We start from the raw sequence: 23,017 nt of genomic DNA, 5'->3' as shown, positions 1-23,017 counted from the left end.
TGGGACAATGAAATCTTATTAAAAAAATTGGATTGATGTCCCACTCTCTTTCTATACATACTATAAAGGGACTGATTTTTAAATGTCTGAATTAAATTTTGTTAAAGAAACAAGAAGATATTTGCATCAACATCCAGAATTAAGCATGCAAGAATTTGAAACAACAACATATATTGAAAATTTTCTTAAATCATTAGAAATACCATATGAACGCCCTATTACTACAGGGATTATTGGTTATTTAGAAGGTAATTCAAATAGGACAATTGCTTATAGAGCAGATATTGATGCCTTACCTATTCATGAAGAAAATGAAGTACCTTATAAAAGTAAAAATGACAATGTGATGCATGCTTGTGGACACGATGGTCATACGACAGCGTTAATGTTATTTACGAAAAGGTGTAAAGCATTATACGACAAAGGCGAATTACCACATAACGTTGTATTCATTTTTCAACCTTCAGAAGAAACGGAAGCGGGCGCAAATCAACTTATAAAATCTAAAGTATTTGATCAATTTCAAATAGAAGAAATTTATGGTGTACATATCATGCCTTTTGAAGATTTAGGTACAGTAGCATTTAAAAATGATGAAATAACTGCAAGTGCTACAGAGTATCGTTTCTATTTAAATGGCTTATCTAGTCATGTAGCGAGTAAAGAAGAAGGAAAAGCTGCATCAGAAGCATTAATGCATGTATTAAGCCAAGTGAGTCAAATTCAACAATTTCATTTAAATGGTCTTAATAGAAACATTGTACACATAGGTCAATTTAATGTTGGAGAAGCAATTAACACGGTCCCACAAAATGGCTATTTAGAAGGTACAATTCGAACTTATGATGTACAAGATTTAGAAACCGTGAAACAACAAATGATAAAAATTGCTCAAAGTGTTGAATTGTTATTTGATGTTGAATGTCGTGTTGATTTTGCTGAGGGATACCCACCTACTACAAATGATTCGACACTATACGAAAATGTAAAGTCAGCATTAAATACAACTGGTGTCGAATTACATGAACTAGAAAAACCATATTTATTCGGCGAAGATTTTAGTTTCTATGGACAATTGGCGCCAAGTTATTTTGTATTTTTCGGAACTAAAAATATTGAAAAAGATTTTGTGTATGGTCTACATACAAACAAATTAAATTTTGATGAAGAAGTGCTTATTTTAGTAGCTGATTATTATATGGCATTGTTAAATCAAGGAAGGGATAAATAATGGTTGCACGTATCACAATATATGAACAAGACTTTATAAATAACGCTAAACAGTTTACAGATGGACAAGAAGTTATGGCTGTTGTGAAAAATGATGCTTATCATTTTGGTTTAGAATTTGCAGTGCAATCATTTATCGCTGCTGGTATACAGACATTTAGTACGACATCTTTACATGAAGCTGTGAGAATTAGAAATTTAAACAGTGATGTAAATATCTTTTTAATGAATCCATCTACAGAGTTTGAAACTTTAAAACAATATAATATCGCAATGACTTTACCCTCTTTAGAATTTTATTATGAATTTAAAGACGCTTTAAGTGGTATTAAGTTGCATTTAGAATTAGAAAACTTGCTACACCGTTCAGGATTGAAAAATGCTCAAGAAATGCAAGAAGTATTAAAATTCAATACTAACCTACCCCATGATGAACAAGCTAAAATAGAAGGAATATGGACGCATTTCGGATACGCAGATGAATTTGGTGGTGATGAGTATGAAATAGAACGAGCAGCTTGGTTAAGTTGTTTAGACGAAATGCTAAGTTTAGGTTATACGTTTAAATTTATTCATGCTCAGAATAGTGCGAGTTTTGTAAGAGAAGAGGGCTTGCTTAATCAACATACACATGCGCGATTAGGTATTATTCTATATGGTTCAAGACCTTATAGTAGTCTCCCTACTTCAACTACTCATCAAAATTTTACTGTTACTGCGAATGTGATTCAAGTACGCCCTATTAAACAAGGCGAAACTTGTGGTTATAGTTTCCAATATACAGCAGATAAAGATTGTAACCTTGCAGTAGTTGATATCGGTTATGGAGACGGTATACTTAAAACACGTGCTAAACATGATGCGTTAATCAATGGTAAAAGGTATCCTATACGTGGATTGATGATGAGTCACATGTTTGTAGAAGTGGATGAATCAGTAAAACGTGGAGATATGGTAACAATGTATAGCAATGACATAAGAATAGACGAATTTACATTTAAAGGTGTAGGTGCTAATTCAGAACAAATTAGTGCACTGAACCATCATTCATTAATAAAGGAGATTAAATCATGACTGTTAAATATAATGATCAAGGCGTATTAACGATGGGGAATATCTCATTAAAGACAATTGCAGCTAGTTATGGTACCCCTACTATTGTTTATGATGAAGAACAAATTAGATCACAGTGTAGAAGATTTCATGAAGCATTTAGTAACAGTGGTCTAAAATATAATATTTCATACGCATCTAAAGCCTTTAGTAGCATTCAATTATTTAAACTAATGGCAGAGGAAAATATGGGCTTAGACGTAGTATCTGAAGGAGAACTATTTACAGCTTTAGCGAGTGATTTTGATCCGAGTAAAATACACTTTCACGGTAACAACAAGACGAATGATGAAATAGAATATGCAATTGAAAGTGGCGTTGAGTATTTCGTTATTGATTCATTAGATGAAATTACACGTATTAACCGAATTGCATCTAAACCAATCAAAGCAGTTTTAAGAGTTAATCCAGGTGTTGAAGCACATACACATGAATTTATACAAACAGGACAAGAAGATAGTAAGTTTGGATTATCGATAAAACATGGTACTGCTTTAGAAGGTGTACGAGCATTACAAGCATCAGACAAAATAGACTTTAAAGGTATCCACTTCCATATTGGATCACAAATTTTTGAAGCGGATGGTACGATTAATACGATACAAATTGTATTTGAATGGTTAAAAGAAAATAATATCGATATTGAAATTCTCAATTTGGGTGGCGGTTTCAGTATTAAATATACAAACGAAGATAAGAGCTATCCAATTGAAGAAAGTATTAAGCGCATTACTGATGCTATTAAAGAACATAGTGAAAAATATAGCATGGATATACCTGAGATATCTATAGAGCCAGGACGCTCTATAGTAGGAGAAGCGGGTGTAACTTTATATAGAGTTGGCACTATTAAAGAAATACCTAATGTTAATACTTATGTTTCAATTGATGGAGGTATGAGTGATCATATTAGAACAGCTTTATATAATGCGAAATATGAGGCACTATTAGTAGATAGACAAGAAGATGATTTACAAGAAGTAACAATAGCAGGTAAATTATGTGAATCAGGTGATTTAATCGGTAAAGATATGAAATTACCTAAATCAACAAAAATTGGTGATTATATAGCTGTATTATCGACAGGAGCGTATCACTACTCTATGAGTTCTAACTATAACCAAATGCCAAAACCGGCAGTGTTATTTGTCAGAGATGGAAAAGCAAGAGAAGTTATTAAGAGGCAAACATTAAAACAACTCATTTTGAACGATGTGAAATAAATAATTATTTATTTTTTTGAATAAAAAAGCGCTACCCAATCAGATAGAAATCTGCGGGTAGCGCTTTTAAATAATTAAAGATATCGTTATATAAACTTAAACTTTATTATTATTTAATAGTATTATAGTTTTGCAGAAAGAAACCCTAACATTGTTAGGGTTTCTTTCTAGTCTTTCAAATTCATATATTTTATAGTTTTACAACGTTTGCAGCTTGTGGGCCGCGGTCGCCTTCAACTACTTCGAATTCTACTGCTTGACCTTCTTCTAAAGATTTGTAACCTTCTTGGTTAATTGCTGAGAAATGTACGAATACGTCATTTTCTCCTTCGATTTCGATAAAACCAAATCCTTTTTCTGCATTAAACCATTTTACTGTACCTTGTTTCATAATTGAGAAACCTCCAAGACTAAAATTCAATATGCGATATTCGCATATTACAAAAAACACCAAATATATAATGTCATTTGCAATATGGAATAACGATATTGCTATTACTTATTATACGTCACTAAATATTCAAATGCAATACCAATTCAGATATTTTCAGAATTTATTAATTTGGTAAAGGTGTATAAATAGAATTGTCATTTAATATAAGAATACTATAAAAAATTTGTAAATCTTCTTCACAATCTTCACAAAAAGCAATATCGCAATTATTATAAAAAGCATGAATATTATATTTACCAACTATCTCATTTGCATATTTTTCTTGGTACGATTTCAGTAAGTCATTATAAGTTATTAGCATCTCATCAAAATCATTGCAAATGATTTCATGAATAATATGATCTGTCCAATCATCGAATAGCCACCAGCCCTCATAATCTGCCCGCATAGTAACAACTTTCCACATTTATAACGCCCCTATTCAGAATATTACCTTAAAACAAATTTAAATCTATTTGAAGATGAAATCAAGAAAAGCGCTTAGTATTTATGTTTCTAATTATTAGTTTTTTTGTAAGAAACCCTTTATAATGGATATATGAGGTGATTAATATGAACGGAAAACACATTAAAGTTTATGGACGCGTACAAGGCGTTGGTTTTAGATTTTTCACAGCACAACTGGCTAAGAAATATAATATAGTTGGCTCAGTTGAAAATGTTAACGATTATGTTGAAGTTTATGCTAGCGGGAAAACAGATGACTTAGAAAGTTTTACTAAAGGAATAATTGAAGGTGTTGCACCTGCTTCTCAAGTAGATGATTACAACATAGAAGATGTAACATTAGATGAAAATACAAAGCATTTCAAAACGTTATAATTTAGGAAGATGAAAATGAAATATAATTTATCGTATATATTAGGTGCACTATTAGCTGTACCAATATCGTCTGTTGTTTTTTTATTTAGTGTATTTCAATTAGATTTACATTTCATGTTAGATACTGGTATGTTTATCGGATCATATATATTGAGTTTTATTCCTATTCAATGGTATAGCTCTAGACGTTTTTTAAAGGAAATGGGATTAACTCGTAGAGAATATCATTTCATTAGAAAACAATTAAATGATGCGAGCCCAAAACTTAAACGGTTATATAAAAATTATATGCGTGTACGTTCATATAATGAATTTAAAAATTTAAATGAAGTTGCTAAATTAACAAGAACAATTTACAACACTGTTAAACAATCTCCAGAAAAGTTTTATACAGTCGAAAGCTTTTTCTATTCGCATTTAGATAATACAGTTAATTTAATTGATAACTACACTCTATTACAACGCATGCCGAATAAAACTAAAGAAGAAAAAGCTAAATTGAAACAAACTAAACTTACGATTGATGAGAATAAAAGGACTTTAGTTGCTGATTTAAAGCAGTTGAATGAATCGAATTATAATCAATTGGATATTGAGATGGAATTAGCTGACATGGCTAAAAACAGAAATGATTTTACTAAAGAAATACCTGAAACAACTAAAGAAAAAGTAAATTTGAAGACTAATCAAGAAAAATACGAATATGAAACGGAGCGTAATTATGACAGAAACTAATAAAAATTTATTTGATGACTTAATTGATGACCCGTTTAAGGATTCATCGAATGAAATTGCACCACAGGAAGCTCAAGAAAATGAGCAATCTGGTCAATCAGATGTAACTTCAACTTATGAAAAGAATTTCTCAGATGAAGATCAACAAAAAATAAACGAAATAGCTAAACAGATTAAACCGTTAGATAATGATGGTCTGTTACTGTATGGTCAACAAGCTCAAAACAAATTATCACAGTTTTCTCATCAAATGCTCAACCAAGTTCAATCTAAAGATGTCGGGCCAATCGGTTCTTCACTTAGAAACTTGATGAACAAATTAAAAGAAGTAAATCCTGATGAATTACAAAAACAAAATCAATCGCGTTTAAAACGTATTTTTAAGCGTGCTGAGCGCTCAGTTAATGAAATGTTTAGCAAATACCAATCAGTTGGTGCGCAAGTCGACCGCATATCTGTAGAGCTGCAAAAATCACAAAATATGCTGATGAAAGATGTTGGTCTATTAGATCAATTGTATGAAGAAAATAAAGCGTATTTTGATGCTTTAAATATTTATATCGCAGCAGCTGAACAAAAGCGTGATGAACTTAAACAAAATGATTTAGTGGAGCTTGAGAAAAAAGTTAAAGCATCTAATAACCAAATGGATGTACAAGATTTGGCTGATTTACAACAATATATAAACAGATTAGAAAAGCGAATCTATGATTTACAATTATCTCGCCAAATTACTTTACAATCAGCACCACAAATTAGAATGATACAAAATATTAACCAAACATTGGCTGAAAAGATTCAAAGCTCTATTTTAACGAGTATTCCATTATGGAAGAATCAAATGGCTATCGCGTTAACTTTATTGAGGCAACAAGGTGCTTCAGAAGCACAGAAGAAAGTTACAGATACGACAAATGAACTGTTGCTTAAAAACTCAGAAATGTTGAAACAAAATGCGATAAGAACAGCAGAAGAAAATGAACGTGGTATTGTTGATATTGAGACACTTAAGACGACACAAACAAATATCGTGGATACAATTCAAGAAACATTAAGGATACAAGAAGACGGTACACGTAAACGTCAACAAGCTGAACAAGAACTACAATCTTTAGAACAAGATTTAAAAACTAAACTATTACAACTTAAAGATGAACAACAACAACTTAGAAATACATTTAAATCATAAATAAAAAGCACTATCTCCTTTTATTAAAATAGGGGATAGTGCTTTTTTCTACATAAATTGGCTAAGTACATAGAACATTAAAGTGCCAACATAGTTACCAATTACATAACCTAATGTACCTATAATTAGTATAGGACCTACGAGGCTTTGCCACCCTTTAGATATAGCTAGCGCAGCGGCAGTTGTCGGACCACCAGCATTAGCATTACTTGCTAACAACATTTCTTCAATATTAAATTTGAATAACTTACCGAATGATAAAGTAACAGCTAAGTTAAATATTAATATAATAGCTACAAAAATAAATAATAAAGGCGCAGTTTTAATAATAATCGGTATTGATGCTGGTACACCTATTACAACAAAGAAAATATAAATTAAAAATGTTCCAAGTTCATCAGATGCATTTAACTTTTCAAAGAAATTGCTAAATGCTGCAACTACTATTAAAGATAAAGTCGTCAATAATAAGAATTGATCCCCTATAATACCAACTACAACTTCTAAAAAAGGATTTGATTTCGGAACGGCCGACTGTATCCACTCTGATAGTTTAAAGCTAACTGCTACTAGTGAAAAAGCAATAGCAATTGAATATGCAATATCCTTTAAACTAATTTCATTTCTTTTCCAATATGCTTCTGCATTGTTTTCATTAGATTCAGCATCACTATTATACAACCTTCTAAAATACTTTTTCACAAATTTTAAATTTGGAATTGTAATCAAGACAATAAAATAAAATGCCATAACACTGTTATCAGCAACAACTGTTGCCGATACAAGTTCCCCAGGTGTTTCGAACTTGGTACTTAATGCAGCAAAGTTTACACCACCACCTATATAGCTTCCAGTCATCATAGCCGCAATTTTATTAAGCTGTGGTATAAATTGATGCAATAGTAAAAAGCTGACAGCAACCCCTACTACTGTCCCTACAGAACTAATTAAAAATATAAATAATAACCTTCTACTTTCGTTCCATATTTTAAAAATATTAGATCTGAATAATAATAATGGTATTGCAAGTGGAATAACGTAATCCCAAACTTGGTCATACACTGGAGATTCAATCGGAATAATGTTTAAATTAGATAAAATCATAGCACCAATTAACGCGATTATAGCGCCAGTAATTTTAGAAGCAAAATCATATTTTTGTTCTAAAAAGATACTTAAAGCAGCTATACTTACTAAAATAGCGCATAAAATCCATGTTTCATCTTTATTAATAAAAGCAAAGACCATCATATTCCCCACCCCTTTAATTATATGTATACTTATTATGACATAAATAAAAAGAGAGTGAGACTGCGAAATCTCTTTTTCTAAAAAGTTTTCGCAGTTCTGCTACGTTGTAAAACGTAACTAGTATTTAAAAAAGGATTATTATAGTGCTAATGTGCTTGTTTTAGAAGTCTTGCCCGTTAGAAAATGTAACGAGATTGTCTATGAAGTCTAGCTCGTTAGCTGTTAAGCCTCACATATAAATTAAAGTATTACATAAGCTCATCTAATATAAAAAATCCGAGACAAGTTTATGTCTCGAATTTTTTTCTTTAACTATATTCAATTGGAGCTTGATTTTTAACTTTACCTATAATAAATCCAATGATATAACCTACTATTGCAAAAGGAATCCATTCCATCTGATATTGAGCTAGAGGCAATTCTTGCATAAATGCGATATTGATAACCCCATTACTATTAAATACAGAAATGAATGAAATAATTGTTACTAAAGCAACAGCCAATTGTTGTGCAATTGGTGGTGTCTTAACGTATTTACCTAATAGTATTAATAATACAGATGTAATAGCTATTGGATATAATACTAACAATACTGGTAATGAACCTTGGATAACTGTAGTTAAACCTTGGTTTGAAATAATGAAACTGACTAAAGTGAAAATAGTAACAAACCATTTGTATGAAATTTTTGGTAAAATTTCATGGAAGAATTCACTAACAGATACAATCAATCCTGTAGCTGTTGTTAAACAAGCTAATGCTACAATAATACCAATTAAATACTTACCGAATTCACCAAATGATACTTGAGCGGCAGTTGTTAATAGATACGTACCAATATTTTGACCATTATCATTTAATTCTTTCAATGTTGCATCTGAAATGTTCATATGATTTCCGATCCAACCTAAAGAAATATAGATAAATCCTAGTGCAATTGCAGCAATTACACCTGCCAAAATAGTTTGTTTAAATAATCCCGTTTCTCTTGTAACACCTTTACTCTTAATTGCTGTAATAACAATCATAGAGAATGCAATAGCAGCGATCGCGTCCATCGTTAAGTAGCCTTCAACGAACCCTTTACCAAAACTAGTAGCACCACTACTGTAAACTTCCATTTCTCCAGGAACGACAGGTTCTCCACCTATGCTGAAGAAAGCTTTAATGATTAGTAAAACAATTGAAATAAGTAGTACTGGTGTTAAAACAGCACCTACTTTATCTACCATTTTACTTGAGTTGAAACTTAAGTAAAATACGATAGCAAAGTAAACTAATGAGAAAATAAATAATGCCATTGAACTATTTGTGTCGAAAATTGGCGTGATACCCATTTCAAAAGATGTTGCTGCTGTACGCGGTATAGCGAACAACGGCCCAATAGTTAACGAAATAGCAACAAGCAATACGACAGCAAATACTGGATGAATTTTACCTAAAGACGCTCTATATCCTTTATCTTCAATAGAACCGGCAATAACACCGATAAGTGGTAAGCCAATCCCTGTAATTACAAATCCAAAAATAGCTGGCCAGAAAAATTGACCGCTCGATAAACCTAGCGCAGGAGGAAAGATTAAATTACCTGCTCCAAAAAATATCGCAAATAACATAAAGCCTACTACAAAAATATTCTTATTCATATGTTAAACTCCTTTTACAACTTACAATAATTTATATTTTATCATTGGAATTAGGTTTCGTCCATATGAAATTTCTGAAAATTATAAATATATTTTAACTTATTACAACGTTTATTAAATAGACTGCAATAGTAATTTTTTTAGTAGTGGTGATAATTGAGCAGGTAAATTCTCAACACCTTCTACAAATAAGCTTTGTCTACCATAAATATTATGAACTGTATTTCTTATACTCTCATCAATAGTGTCTTGATTTAAAAATACATTAAATACGTAAACGCCTTGCTTATCTGCTTCTATAACAGCTTCGTGAGTATCAATAATACCATCCTCTGCATAATCAAATGCAGAAGGTTCACCGTCAGAAAATACAATTAAAAACTTCTGTTCTTCTGATCTTTGTAGTAATTGTTGTGTTGCAACCCGTAAAGCTACCCCATCTCTATTATCATCTTGAGGTTCAAGTGTCATAATTCGTGCATCATTTTGTTTCATTGTAGATTCGTTATATAAAATGATTTCATCAATTGTGTTCGGTTGGTTAAATTTATCTGCTTCGAAAGCATCTTCACTAAAGCCAAGTATTTCATGTTTAATATCTAGATTTTTTAATGTTTCATGGAATAGTACTACACCTTTTTTAGTTTCTTCCATTTTGTCATGCATACTAGCTGAAGCATCAACTAAAAGTGTAAATGTAGCATCTAATTTTCTACTAAATGCATCTTTTTTGAAGAATAATTTGTATTGGTCATCTATAAACCAATTAAGTAAATTCTTTTGTAATCTACCTTTAGTTAAATTTTCTCTAACGTCACTATATTGATGATTCATTGATTTTTGGATAATACTTGTTAAATCTTTAATTTCAAATTGAACACTTTCAACTGCTCTTTTATATGCTTCAACATCTTCAGGAGAAATTTCTGGTTTGTTAAATGTTAATGAAACATTCTTGTTTACACCTTTTAATTGGTAAGGATTATTATTGCCTTGAGACCCACCTTCTTCGTCATCAATCGTATCGTTAGATCCTTTACCTTTTTTCTCCATCATATTAGTCATATCATCTGAAGCATCGCCTTCTCGCTCATTATCTGTCAGCACGTCGCTATTTTCACCTTCATGAAGCTCCATTTCTAAATAATGATCGCTATCAGATTGACTATCGGCTGTTTTAGTTTCAGCATCTTCAGTTACGATGTCCTCTTCGTCATGCTCAGTTTCGCTACTATCGTCCGTTTGTGCAGCATCTTGACGCTTAATATCCTCAAGTGTCCATTCTTCCTCGTAAGACGCGTATATGCGCTCAGGAAGATGATAGTATTGGTTCAGCATATCTTCTTTTAATAAATAATCAACGAGCACCATTATGCTTACTGCTAAGTCGTAACTGTCTTCTGAAGTTTTTAAATTGAAAATTTGCGTTAAGCGATTGAAAACTTGAACGAGGGCATCATCAAATTCTTCAGTAATACTAATGTTATTAATGAAGTTTTCGTTTAAGATAGCATGTTCAATCGTTAGAAATAGCAAATCAGTATATGTTGTTTTCGTTTGATAAACTTGTATTTGGCTATTGTTTTGTCTTTTCTTAACGTTTAAGCGTTTATTAAACAGCTTTTTAGTAACTGGTCTAGTGTCCATGATGATACTAGATAATCTATATTCTTCAATTAGCATAAATAATTGCTTGAAAAAATCCATATGGTCAAACGTTTCATCTAATACTTCTTGGTAAATAGAGGGGTCTGTATGTTTGAAGCCAATCGTATCTAACATAATATCAGATTTTAATCCTGCATTTGTGATATCTTCTGGTCGATGTAACCAGTTGAAACTCACATTGCATATATTATGAATGGGATCATAATGTTGGAATTTTTGGAATGCAACTTTTACATTTGGATCTTCAAGTAATAATTTTGCTAAGTCAGTTAACATCATGATTTGTTGTGCATCGATTTGTTCATCATTGAATAATATAAAACGATCACTCATGTTATTCTCCTTACTCGAAAATTAATTCTATTGCATTTTGTATTGCTTGTTGTTCTCTTTCGTCATCAATTTTATCTATAATAGCGCGTTTAATCGCTCTTCTAACTGGTATAACGGTAGCTAAGTCTGCAAGGTCTAACAACGCTCTTATACTCGCTGATTCTTCTGAGATTTGTCCTTGGCTAGACATGACTCTCAAATCTTTATTGAATTGGATAATTGAATCGATAAGTTCTTCATCGTTTAATTGACTTTGTTCTTTGATGATAGTCTTAAGTGTTTCTCCATCAATGTAGTCTATATCTAATACGACGAATCTATTTTTTAAAGCTTCGTTCATTGGTAATGTTCCAATATAACCTACGTTAATTGCAGCAATAACAGAAAAACCTTCTTTAGCTACGATAACTTCTCCTGTAAATGGATTAGTTAATGCTCTTCTGAAGTCTAATACTCCGTTTAAAATTGGTAATGTCTCAGGCTTCGCCATATTGATTTCATCAATGTATAATAATTCGCCATTCTTCATTGCTTTAATAACTGGTCCATCAATAAATACAATTTCTTGGTGACCTTGTTCATTTGTTTCGATTGTTTTAAAACCAAGTAAACTTTCAGCATCTAAGTCTACAGAACAGTTTACAGAATGCATCGGTTTATTAATGTCTTGTGCGATTGTTTCAGCTAATTTCGTTTTACCAGAACCTGTTGGCCCTTTTAGTAAAATATTTTTATTTAATTTAATCATTGATAAAGCATCTTCATATATTGTTTCATCATTGTTAATGTATTTGTTTAATTTGCTCATTGTGTACTCCTTTATATACTAATAATAAACTTAAAAAGGGAGTGGAACAGGAATCATCTCATTTTTGAAAAGATTTCATTGTACCACCCCAGCATTGAGGACTAGGATAGAAGCGTGATTTCAATCCTAGTCAACTATTGCTAATATAGTCAATGAGGTTGAGACAATTAAATTGCCCCAACCTCTGGTTTGTTTTTAATTCAATCTTTAAAGTTCTTTAAAATAAGTTTTGAAATATCCACCAACATGCCCAGAATTATCTATAATTTGATAATATTCTTCTGTTTCATTCACGACATCATAAACTTTTCCTACTGTTAACATATCGGATACTTTAAATTTTTCAGCATCAGTATGAACGACTTCTACCTTTTTTATAACGTGATTTTCTTTCCAAGTTTCATGTAACATAAATAAACGCTCCTTTAATTCACTGTGTCTAATGTAATTGTATAAATCATGCCTGTTATATCGCGAATAAATAATGAAATCATACCTTCTTCATGTTGTATGATTTGGTGTTGCATATCAATATCTTTAACATGTTCAACTATTTTATCGAAATGTTCGACATTATCAATTGTGATTGCGACTCTATCGACAGGTGGATGTGAAGATTTAAGAGGATGTGGATAATCTATTAAATGTAATTCTCCTCCATTACCACCTGGACCAATTTTGAAGACGATAGCAGATTCATCATCTATTGTCTTGTATTCAGCATATAATTGCAACTCAAAAATACTTTTTAATAATGAACCTGTTATTTGAGTTTCTGGCGATTTAACCATGATTGGACCGATTCCTTGTATTTGATGAAGAGGACTTATAGGACCATCATCATAAGCAGTACCAAGAGGCACTCCAGCGTTCTTTTCATCTGAAATTAAATAAAATGAATGACCATTATTATCGTAAAACCTAAACATATGTTTACCATTTAGTTGTTGAACCGATTCATATTCTACATTGTGGTCATCAAATTGTTGTTTATATTCATATAACGCAAAGTCTGTAGGAACACGTAAAGCAACACCATAAAAATGCGTGTCCGGCTCTTGATCCTCACCTTTATATTGTTTATAAATAATTCTAGTACCGGGAGCTAAATGTGCATCACCGATATGTAAGATATTCGTTTCTTTGTTTAATAGAGTATTTAAACCTAATATATTTTTATAAAATGATTCAGTCTCTAAAAGATTGTGGGTCCATAATGTCACACTTCTTAATCCATTCATGAATATCTCTCCTATAATTGAATTCCTATAAATTATACCAAATTAATTATAAATATGACAAATTAATCAGTTTAACAGTTAGAATTAAATTTTGATGAGAGGGTGAGTTGGTCGAATGTTGCAAGACGAGGTGCACGTGCAACATAAAGCCCTCGAATGTTGCTAGAGAAGGTCCACGTGCAACATAAAGCCTCCGAATGTTGCAAGACGAGACGCACGTGCAACATAAAGTGCCGGAATGTTGCAAGACGAAGTGCACGTGCAACATAAAGCCCTCGAATGTTGCAAGAGAAGGTCCACGTGCAACATAAAGCCCTCGAATGTTGCAAGACGAGGCGCACGTGCAACATAAAGCCGCCGAATGTTGCAAGAGAATGCCCACGTGCAACATTCCACATCCCTCCACTACAATTAACAGAAATAAAAAACCACAACGGCTTTGATAGCCGTTGTGGTTACTATATTATAGTATATTAAGACTCTAATAATAAATCTTCTGGATTTTCAATTAGGTCTTTGATTGTTTTTAGGAAACCTACTGCTTGTTTACCATCGATAATTCTGTGGTCATAACTTAAAGCAATATACATCATTGGTCTGTTTTCCATACGTTCTTTATCAATTGCAATTGGTCTTGTAACAATTGAGTGCATACCTAAAATAGCAGCTTGTGTTCCGTTAATAATCGGTGTTGACATTAATGAACCGAAGACACCGCCATTAGTGATTGTGAATGATCCGCCCATCATGTCATCTAATCCTAATTTTTTGTTATTAGCTTTAACTGCTAAGTCATGAATATCTTGTTCGATTTCTGCGAAGTTCTTCTTATCACAGTCTCTAACGTTAGGTACAACTAGACCTTCTTCTGTAGATACAGCAATACCGATATCGTAGTATTGTTTTAATAGTAAATCAGTACCGTCAATTTCAGCATTCACATCTGGATATTTCTTCAATGCTGCTACTGATGCTTTAGTGAAGAATGACATAAAGCCTAATCTTGTACCGTTATGATCTTCTTGGAATTTATCTTTTTTACGTTTACGTAATTCCATAACGTTAGTCATGTCTACTTCGTTAAACGTTGTTAACATTGCTGTATTATTTGATACTTCTAATAATTTCTTAGCAATTGTTTGACGTCTACGAGATAATTTTTCACGTACAACCGGTTTAGATGGGTTTTCATTTTTCTGTGCTGCTGGTTGACTTTGTTTTTCTTGTTGAGCTGGTTTAGAAGGTTGAGAGGCTTTTTCTACATCTTCTGGTCTAACAACATCTCCAGCTTGTGTTTTCACTTTGTTTAAATCAATGCCTTTTTCACGTGCAAGTTTACGAGCTGATGGCGTTGCTTGTACACGGTCGTTTGAACTAGCTTCTTCTTTGCTAGTATCTTCAGTTTGTTTAGTATCTTCAGATTTAGCAGCGCTTTCTTTAGGTGCTTCTGTTTGTTTTTCTTTATCTTTAGAATCTTTAGACTCGCTGTCATCACTTTCTTTTTGTTCACTTGAAGTTGAACCTGATTCACCTTCAGAAACAATCGCGATTACTGATCCAACTTCAACAGTGTCGCCTTCTTCTGCTTTAATTTCAGAAAGTACACCTGATACTTCAGAGATAACTTCAACGTTTACTTTATCTGTTTCAAGTTCAACAATATTTTCACCTTGTTCTACTTGATCTCCAACAGATTTCAGCCATTCTGAAATCGTTCCTTCTGAAATTGATTCTGCTAACTCTGGTACTTTTACCTCTGACATTATTTATTTCCCCCTAATTATGTTTTAAAGCTTCTTCGATAACTTTACTTTGTATAAGTTTATAAATTTCTGCATCACCTTCTGCAGTTGCAGAACGAACTTTACGTCCGTGATATTCTAGGTTAACATTTCTATCTTTTAGAATACTTTGCAATTGTAAGCTCACAAAACTCCAAGCACCTTGGTTTTTAGCTTCTTCTTGTGCCCAGCCTACAGTTTCTAAGTTTCTAAATTCTGAAAGAACATTTTTTATCTCTTCTTTAGGGAATGGATAAAGTTGTTCTAATGCAATTAAACAAAGCTCATCGTTAGGATTTTTTTCTAATTCAGCTTTTAAATCAATGAACATTTTTCCTGAAGCGATAATCACTTTTTTAATTTTAGTTTTTTTGTACGGTTCAACTAAAATAGGTTCGAATTGACCTGTAGTAAATTCATCAATTGGTCTAGAAACAGTTTTGTTTCTTAGTAAACTTTTTGGTGACATTAATACTAACGGTCTCATCTTATCAGTGTTTAAATATTTAGCGTGTCTTCTTAACAAATGATAATAGTTTGAAGAACTAGTTAAATTAGCAATTGTCATATTATTTTCACCAGCTAATTGTAAGAAGCGCTCTAATCTCGCTGAAGAGTGTTCTGGACCTTGTCCTTCGTTACTATGTGGTAAGAATAACGCTAAACCACTTTTCTCTCCCCATTTAGCATTACTGTTAGCCATGAAGTTATCAAAAATCATTTGTGCCATATTCGCAAAGTCACCATATTGTGCTTCCCAAATATTAAATGATTCTGGATTATCTACGTTATAACCATATTCGAACCCAACAACAGCTGCTTCTGATAATGGAGAATTATATATATCAAATGATGCTTTACCATTTGGAACATGATGTAAAGGAACAAATAGTTTTCCATCTTTTTCATCATGTAAAACAGCATGTCTTTGAGCGAATGTTCCGCGTTCAGAGTCTTGTCCTGTTAAACGAATTGGCGTACCATTTTGTAAAATTGTTGCAAATGCTAATTGTTCTGCATGAGCCCAATCCACAAGACCATCTTTTTCGAAAGGTTCACGTCTTCTATCTAAGACTTTATTAAGCTTTTTAAATACTGTAAAGTCTTCAGGATAGTCAAACATAGCATCATTTATAGCTTTCAAATCATCATAGCTCGCATTTGTTATTTCATAATCTTGCCCTTGGCTAATCTTATCAGGCATTGTCATTTCTGGATTATCCATTTCAGCATCTTTATCAATTTTATCGTGAGCGGTTCTTAGTCTTTTAGTAACATCATCAAAGATTTCATTCATTTCTTCTTTAGTAATTAAACCTTGATCTACTAATTCTTGCCCATATTTTAATTCGATTGAAGGATGTTCTTTAATAGCTTTGTACATCATTGGATTCGTGATTGAAGGTTCATCCATCTCGTTATGTCCATAACGTCTATAACCAACTAAATCTATGACAAAATCTTTATTAAATCTTTCTCTAAAGTCCATAGCCATTTCAATAGCTTTAACAGTTGCTTCTACGTCATCAGCGTTAACATGGATAATTGGTAAGTCATAACCTTTTGCAACATCAGTAGAATAAGTAGTTGAACGTCCATCTTCAGCTTCTGTTGTAAAACCAATTCTGTTGTTTGTAATAATGTGTAATGAACCACCTGTTGTATATCCATCTAAATTGCTTAAGTTCATGGCTTCAAAGTTAATACCTTGTCCAGGGAACGCAGCATCCCCATGAATTAATACAGCTAGTGATTTATTTAAATCTTGGCTTGGTCTACCAGGATCAGCTGTTGTATCTTGGTTAGAACGCGTCTTACCTAATACGACAGGAGAAACGATTTCTAAGTGACTTGGGTTGTTTGCTAAAGTTATAGTTTGTTCTATTCCATATTTACTTGTCGTTTTTGTTCCACCAAGATGATATTTTACATCTCCAGTCCAACCTGCTGTGATTTCTAATGATCCATCTTTAGGTAAAAAGATTAAAGGATTTTTATGCATAAATTCAGAAATCATCATTTCATAAGGTTTTTCTAGTACATGTGTTAAAACGTTTAATCTACCTCTATGTGCCATCCCAATTTGAATGTTTGGAATTTTAGCAGCATTTGTACGCTTTAAGATACGTTGTAACATAGGTACTAAAGTATCAACGCCCTCAATTGAGAAACGCTTTGCACCTACAAAGTTTTTATGAATATATTTTTCAAAGCCTTCAACTTCTGCTAAGCTTTTAAGTAATTCAATTTTTTCATCTTTAGATATTTCAATAGTGTTTGTTGATTCTATATACCTCTTAAGCCATACACGTTCTTCATTATTATTAATGTGTGTATACTCAAAAGCTATAGGACCTTGGTAACATGAAGTCATATATTCTATTGCTTCATATGCATTATCAAATTCACCATCAAAATGGTCAGATACTATACCAGCTGGTAATTTTTCTAATGTTTCTTTAGATAGCCCAAAGTCTTGATGTGTTAGCTTAGGTACATTTTTTCTTTCTGGACGGTATACTGGATAGATATCAGCAGTTAAATGTCCATATTGTCTGATATTGTCTATTAAACGCATAACACGTTTAACACTTGAATTGTCCACCCCTGTACCTATTTTTTGGCCAGTGCCTGTATTATTACTCGTTATTTCATCGAATAACACTTGCAAGTCTTCTGGGACTGACTCCGGATCATTAACGTAATTATCATACATTTCTAACATTAACCCTAAGTTAGTTCCAAATCTTACAGGTGCTTCGACATGATTATCATTCTTCATGTTCCACCCTCCAAGAAAATTATAAACCGTTTACATTCCCATTTTAGCACTTAACCGATTTATATTAAAGGCTAATTTACCATTTATGGCAGTTTATTTCCTATTTTACTTATTGATGAAAGTATCCTTGAAAATTACTGATATTTTAGTATATTCATCGACTACACTATCAACTTTCACAATACCGTCATACGAGTTGACTAATTTCTTAGCAATAGATAATCCTAAGCCATTTCCACCTTCTTTTCTTGAACGTGATTTATCGACTCTATAGAAGCGATCAAAAATAAATTCTAGGTCTTTTTTAGGTATACCCATTCCGTGGTCAATTATATCAATTGTGATGGTTCTATTTTTTAAATTTGTTTGTATTTCGATATTTTTATTCTTTTTGTCATATTTCATGGCATTATCCATAAAAATAAGTAACATTTGTTCAAAATGGAAACGATTAATATTCATTCTGATCGCGTCATAATTAGATTTAAAAGCAAAAGAATAGTCAGGGTGTAATTTACGTAATGATTTGATTCGTGATTGTATTTCATAATTAATATCCACGATATCATTATCATCACTTGCGCTTGTTCTTGAATCCTTAGATAGTAATAATAATTCTTCCACTAATTTCGTAATTCTTTCCATTTCTTCAATGGAAATATCCAATGATTCTTCTAATACTTCTGGGTTGTTTTTTCCCCATCTTTGAATTAAGTTCAAATGCCCTTGAATAATCTGTAATGGTGTTCTTAATTCATGTGAAGCATCTTCCACAAATTGTTTTTGTTGATCAAATGAAACTTCTAGCTGTTCCATCATGTTATTGAATGTTTGGATCATATCGTCTGTTTCTTCATAATTAGTTGGTACTTCTAATTTTTCTTGGAAACCATCTCGACGAATTTGTTTCATCTTATCTGATAGTATCGTAATTGGTTTCGTAATTTGTGATGAGAAAATATAACTTATTATTGCGATAAGGAATAAAGCAGTTAATCCAAATATACTGGCTAAAATAATCATGAATTTAATAATGGCGTCATAGCTATCTAAAGGATGAACGATTGCTTCATAGCCATTAAAGTAGCTTGTATTAATTGGACTATAAACGACTAAATAAGATTTGTTATCGACATGCATTTCATATATTTCTACTGATTTAACACGTTTAAATTCAGGAGTATATTTCAATTTGTCATTATGTGTTTCTTCAAACATTGGCTTACCAAATTTATCAAAAAGTATCATTTTTTGATTGTCTGTTATCGTCGCGTTTATATCAGTTGAAGTAATTTGTCCTAATGTCTTAGATTGAAGCAAATTAACGGTATCTTGCGCGCTTCTCGTTGCAGTTCCAGTTTCTTGGTCTTTTAAATATAAGCTAATAAAATAAATGATAAACATACTAAACAATGCGAAAATGATAAATGTAATCGTGGTTGTAAGCATCATCCATTTTGTCTTTAAAGATTGTTGTTTCATGAACGTATCACGTACCCCACTCCTCTAACCGTTTCGATGATGTTTTCCTTTTTGAACGGTTTCAATTTATTTCTTAAATAACGTATGTAAACATCTACTACATTTGTTTCCACTTCTGACTCATAGCCCCAAACATGATTTAAAATTTGTTCTCTCTGTAATACATAATTTTGATTTTCAGCGAGCAATAATAATAATTCATACTCTGTTTTAGTTAAATCAACTGATTCTCCACCTATATAAACAGAAAAAGCATTTTTATCGATTTTAATATCATTAATTTCAATAGTACTAGTGTCAGATTCTAATGTTACATTTCTACGTATAATAACTCGGATTCTAGCTAACAATTCTTCAATATCAAAAGGTTTAACTATGTAGTCATCAGCACCATAATCTAAACCGATAACTTTATCATAAGTGTCACCTTTAGCAGTAATCATAATGATAGGCGTATTTTTTTCTCGACGTATACGTCTACATACTTCTAGACCGTTCATTTTAGGCAGCATTAAGTCCAATAGTATACAATCATAATCGTCAGTTAAAGCTTGATTTAGCCCGCTCTCACCGTCATAACATATCTCTACTTCATAATCTTCATGTTTTAATTCTAATTCTATAAACCTTGCTAAATTTTGTTCATCTTCAATGATGAGTATCTTTTTCATGATGACACCTCAAATTTTTTAATTTTTTTCACTTTATAATTGACAATCGTTCTCAGTTAGTTATAATAGTAATTGAAAATGATTATCAATGAAAGAGTTCCCCCTCTAGTAAAAGATAACATTTTCAAGTTTCACATGCTCATTATATATGAGCAAAACTATTTTATCATTTAAAATAGTAAAAATTTAAAAAACTAATTGACATTCATTCTCAATTAGTTATAATAGTAATTGAAAATGATTCTCAATCAAATAAAAGAGTTCCCCCTCTAAGTATGGATTGAACATTTTCTATAACCCCCTTTTATGCCCATAAAAGTAAAACGTCCTAGTGATTCTGTCCAAATCACTAGGATGTTTTTTTAATATCTAATTTATTTTTAAGCATTAATTGAGCTAAAAGAATACAAACAATACCTCCAATAATACCTGCGATAATATCAGTTGGATAATGGACTCCTAAATAAACTCTAGAAGTAGATATCATTAATATAAAAATGACACATATTCCTGTTAAATAAGGTTTCATTGAACGTTTTGAAGCTCTAAAAACAATGTACATAATCGAGCCGAAAAATGCTGTTGAACCCATTGCATGTCCACTCGGAAAACTAAATCCTGAAATATCAATTAATCTCAGTAATGTTGGACGTTCTCTATCGAAAACATTTTTCAATAGTGGATTTAAAGTACCTGATAGAATCATTGTTAATGCAAAAAATAATGTTTCGATATTTAATCTTTTTAATTTAAGATAACAAATAATTAACAGTGATAAAGCAATCATTGCCCATACTTCTCCAACTTTAGTGAAACCAAGCATAATAGAAGTTGTAATAAAACTTTCTGTAGAATATATAAAGTTATAAACTTCGTTGTCTATCCACTTTCCTAAACGTGATTCATGAAAGAAAGCTATAACCCCGAAAATCAGGCTAAATATTAGTATTAATAACGTTCGATTAGCTTGGCTCATATAATACCTCCAATATTATTGAATATCAGATTCAATTTTGTTGAATAATGATTCTTTTGTATAACTTTCTTTAAATTTAGACATATTTTCAATCAACGTTTCACGTTCATTTTCAAGTTGATCTAAATTTCTAACTAATGTATTTTGATTCACTTCTTTTTCTTGTATAACTTTAGCATAACCATTTTTTTCGAAAATTTTAGCATTATCAATTTGGTCACCACGAGATTGGTCTAATCCTAAAGGAATTAGCAACATAGGTATTTTTAAAGTTGCAAACTCATAAATAGCATTTGCTCCTGCTCGACTGATTACTGTGTCAGAAATAGCGTAAAAATGCATAAGTTCTGATGAGACAAATTCGTATTGAACATAGTGATCATTTTCAATGTTTTCATCTTTATGACCTTTACCTGTTAAATGTATAATTTGATATTTTTTAGTTAAGTAATCTAAATTGTCACGAACAGCTTCGTTTAATATTTTAGAGCCTAAACTACCACCCATAACCAATAAAACAGGTAATTTATCATTAAATCCCGTTATTTTGTATCCTTCTTCTTTCTTACCATCTCTTAAGTCTTCTCTAATAATTGCTCCAATGAAATCTGATTTTTCTTTAGGAACATATTTTAATGTTTCTTCAAATGTTGTATACATTTTATTAGCAAACTTCATTGATATTTTATTAGCTAAACCTGGTGTTACGTCAGATTCATGAATAATAGTTGGTATTTTTAATGATTTAGCAGCGATTATTACCGGCACGCTCACGAAACCACCTTTAGAGAATACTAGATCTGGTTTTTCTTTTTTTAATGCTTTGCGAGCATCTAATACACCTTTTAATACTTTGAATACATCTTTTAAGTTTTCAAATGATAAATATCTTCGCAATTTACCACTAGATATCGGAATATATTTAGTAGTTTTTGCTGAATCAGTTATCATATCTTTTTCAATACCATTCTTTGAACCGATATAAACAGTTTCGATGCCACGTTGTTCAGCTTCTGGAATGAGTGCTAAGTTAACAGCGACGTGTCCAATTGTTCCGCCACCTGTAAATGCTATTTTTTTCATTTTAAATCTCCTTCTAATCTATCAATTTATAATACGCATAAAATGGTGCGTTTTTATCAAATGGAAATTCGTTCGATTCATGTTCTCCAATAAATTTAAAATCAAATCTACTGAATAAATTTTGAGCACGTTTGTTTTTTGAGAATGTATCAGTCAATATAACTTTTACATTATTTTCGTTAGCTACGTCAATAGCAAATTGCATCATTTTATCAGCTACACCTTTAAACTCTGGGTTAGTAGCCATTCTGTGAATGACTACAGCATTATCAATTGGTACAGGCCAGTTAAATTGCTTATACCAATCTGCTTGTGATTGGTTGATACAAACATAACCTACCACTTCATTATTTAGCTCATACAAATATAAATGACCATTTTCTATATCGGTATAGAAATCTTTTTCTAAAGGATATGCTTCATCCCATTGTGGATTATCATCTGACTTCATGATGGATTTTGCCATATTTGTTAGTTCATTAATGATTTCCATATCTGAATGTGTTGCTTTTCTCATTGTTGATCCCTC

At 31.8% G+C, this 23,017-nt stretch carries 21 protein-coding genes; 6 read left to right on the top strand and 15 right to left on the bottom strand.

Going from position 1 to position 23,017, the window contains the following annotated elements; translation table 11 throughout:
• The first annotated feature begins 82 nt into the window (after positions 1-82).
• The 3 genes from ACNMOQ_RS07420 to lysA are packed head-to-tail and all read left to right on the top strand — an operon-like array spanning position 83 to position 3,566.
• A complete protein-coding gene (locus ACNMOQ_RS07420) occupies positions 83-1,231 on the top strand; it encodes a M20 metallopeptidase family protein (protein WP_064205143.1) in 1,149 nt (382 codons plus the stop codon).
• On the top strand, positions 1,231-2,304 hold the full coding sequence (alr, locus tag ACNMOQ_RS07415; protein ID WP_239706401.1) for an alanine racemase: 1,074 nt from the start codon (positions 1,231-1,233) through the stop codon (positions 2,302-2,304). Before ACNMOQ_RS07420 ends, alr begins: the two co-directional genes overlap by 1 nt.
• Complete coding sequence (lysA, locus tag ACNMOQ_RS07410) at positions 2,301-3,566, top strand: diaminopimelate decarboxylase (RefSeq protein ID WP_416349630.1); 1,266 nt, start codon at positions 2,301-2,303, stop codon at positions 3,564-3,566. Before alr ends, lysA begins: the two co-directional genes overlap by 4 nt.
• A gap of 190 nt (positions 3,567-3,756) precedes the next feature.
• On the opposite strand, the gene cspA is transcribed toward lysA, so the two are convergent.
• Positions 3,757-3,957 carry a cold shock protein CspA gene (cspA, locus tag ACNMOQ_RS07405; protein ID WP_016912585.1) on the bottom strand — a complete coding sequence of 67 codons (201 nt, stop codon included), beginning with the start codon at positions 3,955-3,957 and terminating at the stop codon, positions 3,757-3,759.
• 166 nt (positions 3,958-4,123) lie between these two features.
• Complete coding sequence (locus ACNMOQ_RS07400; RefSeq protein ID WP_064205146.1) at positions 4,124-4,426, bottom strand: DUF1033 family protein; 303 nt, start codon at positions 4,424-4,426, stop codon at positions 4,124-4,126.
• A 146-nt stretch (positions 4,427-4,572) separates the two neighbouring features.
• Between ACNMOQ_RS07400 and ACNMOQ_RS07395 the strand changes: the two genes are divergently transcribed.
• From ACNMOQ_RS07395 to ACNMOQ_RS07385, 3 genes are read left to right on the top strand one after another with little or no spacing between them, the layout of a single operon-like run.
• On the top strand, positions 4,573-4,842 hold the full coding sequence (locus ACNMOQ_RS07395) for an acylphosphatase (protein ID WP_070045767.1): 270 nt from the start codon (positions 4,573-4,575) through the stop codon (positions 4,840-4,842).
• A 15-nt stretch (positions 4,843-4,857) separates the two neighbouring features.
• The gene (locus ACNMOQ_RS07390; RefSeq protein ID WP_016999783.1) at positions 4,858-5,577 is read left to right on the top strand and encodes a 5-bromo-4-chloroindolyl phosphate hydrolysis family protein; all 720 of its coding nucleotides are present in this window, start codon (positions 4,858-4,860) and stop codon (positions 5,575-5,577) included.
• The gene (locus ACNMOQ_RS07385) at positions 5,564-6,766 is read left to right on the top strand and encodes a toxic anion resistance protein (protein ID WP_064205147.1); all 1,203 of its coding nucleotides are present in this window, start codon (positions 5,564-5,566) and stop codon (positions 6,764-6,766) included. The genes ACNMOQ_RS07390 and ACNMOQ_RS07385 overlap by 14 nt, the downstream gene beginning before the upstream one ends.
• Positions 6,767-6,814: 48 nt before the next feature.
• On the opposite strand, the gene ACNMOQ_RS07380 is transcribed toward ACNMOQ_RS07385, so the two are convergent.
• The 13 genes from ACNMOQ_RS07380 to ACNMOQ_RS07320 form a co-directional block, all read right to left on the bottom strand.
• Complete coding sequence (locus tag ACNMOQ_RS07380) at positions 6,815-8,017, bottom strand: DUF819 family protein (RefSeq protein WP_416349629.1); 1,203 nt, start codon at positions 8,015-8,017, stop codon at positions 6,815-6,817.
• Positions 8,018-8,325: 308 nt separating this feature from the next.
• Entirely contained in the window at positions 8,326-9,663 is a 1,338-nt protein-coding gene (brnQ, locus tag ACNMOQ_RS07375; protein WP_016999786.1) for a branched-chain amino acid transport system II carrier protein, read from the bottom strand.
• Positions 9,664-9,777: 114 nt separating this feature from the next.
• Entirely contained in the window at positions 9,778-11,664 is a 1,887-nt protein-coding gene (locus tag ACNMOQ_RS07370; protein WP_070045608.1) for a vWA domain-containing protein, read from the bottom strand.
• A gap of 10 nt (positions 11,665-11,674) precedes the next feature.
• Positions 11,675-12,472 carry an ATP-binding protein gene (locus ACNMOQ_RS07365; RefSeq protein ID WP_016999788.1) on the bottom strand — a complete coding sequence of 266 codons (798 nt, stop codon included), beginning with the start codon at positions 12,470-12,472 and terminating at the stop codon, positions 11,675-11,677.
• Between the two features lie 207 nt (positions 12,473-12,679).
• Complete coding sequence (locus tag ACNMOQ_RS07360) at positions 12,680-12,883, bottom strand: DUF6501 family protein (RefSeq protein WP_016999789.1); 204 nt, start codon at positions 12,881-12,883, stop codon at positions 12,680-12,682.
• A gap of 14 nt (positions 12,884-12,897) precedes the next feature.
• Positions 12,898-13,713, bottom strand: coding sequence for a VOC family protein (locus ACNMOQ_RS07355; protein WP_064205151.1), 816 nt, complete (start codon positions 13,711-13,713; stop codon positions 12,898-12,900).
• Between the two features lie 473 nt (positions 13,714-14,186).
• Positions 14,187-15,476, bottom strand: a complete 1,290-nt coding sequence (gene odhB, locus ACNMOQ_RS07350) for a 2-oxoglutarate dehydrogenase complex dihydrolipoyllysine-residue succinyltransferase (protein WP_064205152.1) — start codon at positions 15,474-15,476, stop codon at positions 14,187-14,189.
• A gap of 13 nt (positions 15,477-15,489) precedes the next feature.
• Positions 15,490-18,276, bottom strand: coding sequence for a 2-oxoglutarate dehydrogenase E1 component (locus ACNMOQ_RS07345; RefSeq protein WP_064205153.1), 2,787 nt, complete (start codon positions 18,274-18,276; stop codon positions 15,490-15,492).
• A gap of 105 nt (positions 18,277-18,381) precedes the next feature.
• Complete coding sequence (locus ACNMOQ_RS07340) at positions 18,382-19,758, bottom strand: HAMP domain-containing sensor histidine kinase (protein ID WP_017000183.1); 1,377 nt, start codon at positions 19,756-19,758, stop codon at positions 18,382-18,384.
• Positions 19,755-20,429 (bottom strand): response regulator transcription factor, encoded by a 675-nt coding sequence (locus ACNMOQ_RS07335; RefSeq protein WP_017000182.1) that lies wholly within the window; start codon positions 20,427-20,429, stop codon positions 19,755-19,757. The genes ACNMOQ_RS07340 and ACNMOQ_RS07335 overlap by 4 nt, the downstream gene beginning before the upstream one ends.
• A gap of 349 nt (positions 20,430-20,778) precedes the next feature.
• Positions 20,779-21,405, bottom strand: coding sequence for a phosphatase PAP2 family protein (locus ACNMOQ_RS07330; RefSeq protein ID WP_017000181.1), 627 nt, complete (start codon positions 21,403-21,405; stop codon positions 20,779-20,781).
• Positions 21,406-21,420: 15 nt separating this feature from the next.
• Positions 21,421-22,488 (bottom strand): undecaprenyldiphospho-muramoylpentapeptide beta-N-acetylglucosaminyltransferase, encoded by a 1,068-nt coding sequence (locus ACNMOQ_RS07325; RefSeq protein ID WP_239703834.1) that lies wholly within the window; start codon positions 22,486-22,488, stop codon positions 21,421-21,423.
• 13 nt (positions 22,489-22,501) lie between these two features.
• Positions 22,502-23,005 (bottom strand): GNAT family N-acetyltransferase, encoded by a 504-nt coding sequence (locus tag ACNMOQ_RS07320; RefSeq protein WP_147641251.1) that lies wholly within the window; start codon positions 23,003-23,005, stop codon positions 22,502-22,504.
• Positions 23,006-23,017 lie beyond the last annotated feature (12 nt).

Source organism: Mammaliicoccus lentus (assembly GCF_947036595.1).
In the GTDB taxonomy this organism is placed as follows: domain Bacteria; phylum Bacillota; class Bacilli; order Staphylococcales; family Staphylococcaceae; genus Mammaliicoccus; species Mammaliicoccus lentus.
Note: the sequence above shows the minus strand (reverse complement) of the source record. Positions and strands in the feature narration are given on the sequence as shown.

Bases quoted from the DNA above. Each gene is read 5' to 3' on its own strand.
- ACNMOQ_RS07390 (WP_016999783.1), top strand. From the start codon at position 4,858: ATGAAATATAATTTATCGTATATATTAGGTGCACTATTAGCTGTACCA.
- cspA (WP_016912585.1), bottom strand. From the start codon at position 3,957: ATGAAACAAGGTACAGTAAAATGGTTTAATGCAGAAAAAGGATTTGGT.
- ACNMOQ_RS07325 (WP_239703834.1), bottom strand. From the start codon at position 22,488: ATGAAAAAAATAGCATTTACAGGTGGCGGAACAATTGGACACGTCGCT.
- ACNMOQ_RS07420 (WP_064205143.1), top strand. From the start codon at position 83: ATGTCTGAATTAAATTTTGTTAAAGAAACAAGAAGATATTTGCATCAA.
- ACNMOQ_RS07395 (WP_070045767.1), top strand. From the start codon at position 4,573: ATGAACGGAAAACACATTAAAGTTTATGGACGCGTACAAGGCGTTGGT.
- lysA (WP_416349630.1), top strand. From the start codon at position 2,301: ATGACTGTTAAATATAATGATCAAGGCGTATTAACGATGGGGAATATC.
- ACNMOQ_RS07380 (WP_416349629.1), bottom strand. From the start codon at position 8,017: ATGATGGTCTTTGCTTTTATTAATAAAGATGAAACATGGATTTTATGC.
- ACNMOQ_RS07365 (WP_016999788.1), bottom strand. From the start codon at position 12,472: ATGAGCAAATTAAACAAATACATTAACAATGATGAAACAATATATGAA.
- ACNMOQ_RS07335 (WP_017000182.1), bottom strand. From the start codon at position 20,429: ATGAAAAAGATACTCATCATTGAAGATGAACAAAATTTAGCAAGGTTT.
- ACNMOQ_RS07330 (WP_017000181.1), bottom strand. From the start codon at position 21,405: ATGAGCCAAGCTAATCGAACGTTATTAATACTAATATTTAGCCTGATT.
- odhB (WP_064205152.1), bottom strand. From the start codon at position 15,476: ATGTCAGAGGTAAAAGTACCAGAGTTAGCAGAATCAATTTCAGAAGGA.
- ACNMOQ_RS07320 (WP_147641251.1), bottom strand. From the start codon at position 23,005: ATGAGAAAAGCAACACATTCAGATATGGAAATCATTAATGAACTAACA.
- ACNMOQ_RS07385 (WP_064205147.1), top strand. From the start codon at position 5,564: ATGACAGAAACTAATAAAAATTTATTTGATGACTTAATTGATGACCCG.
- ACNMOQ_RS07400 (WP_064205146.1), bottom strand. From the start codon at position 4,426: ATGTGGAAAGTTGTTACTATGCGGGCAGATTATGAGGGCTGGTGGCTA.
- ACNMOQ_RS07360 (WP_016999789.1), bottom strand. From the start codon at position 12,883: ATGTTACATGAAACTTGGAAAGAAAATCACGTTATAAAAAAGGTAGAA.
- ACNMOQ_RS07345 (WP_064205153.1), bottom strand. From the start codon at position 18,276: ATGAAGAATGATAATCATGTCGAAGCACCTGTAAGATTTGGAACTAAC.
- ACNMOQ_RS07340 (WP_017000183.1), bottom strand. From the start codon at position 19,758: ATGAAACAACAATCTTTAAAGACAAAATGGATGATGCTTACAACCACG.
- alr (WP_239706401.1), top strand. From the start codon at position 1,231: ATGGTTGCACGTATCACAATATATGAACAAGACTTTATAAATAACGCT.
- brnQ (WP_016999786.1), bottom strand. From the start codon at position 9,663: ATGAATAAGAATATTTTTGTAGTAGGCTTTATGTTATTTGCGATATTT.
- ACNMOQ_RS07370 (WP_070045608.1), bottom strand. From the start codon at position 11,664: ATGAGTGATCGTTTTATATTATTCAATGATGAACAAATCGATGCACAA.
- ACNMOQ_RS07355 (WP_064205151.1), bottom strand. From the start codon at position 13,713: ATGAATGGATTAAGAAGTGTGACATTATGGACCCACAATCTTTTAGAG.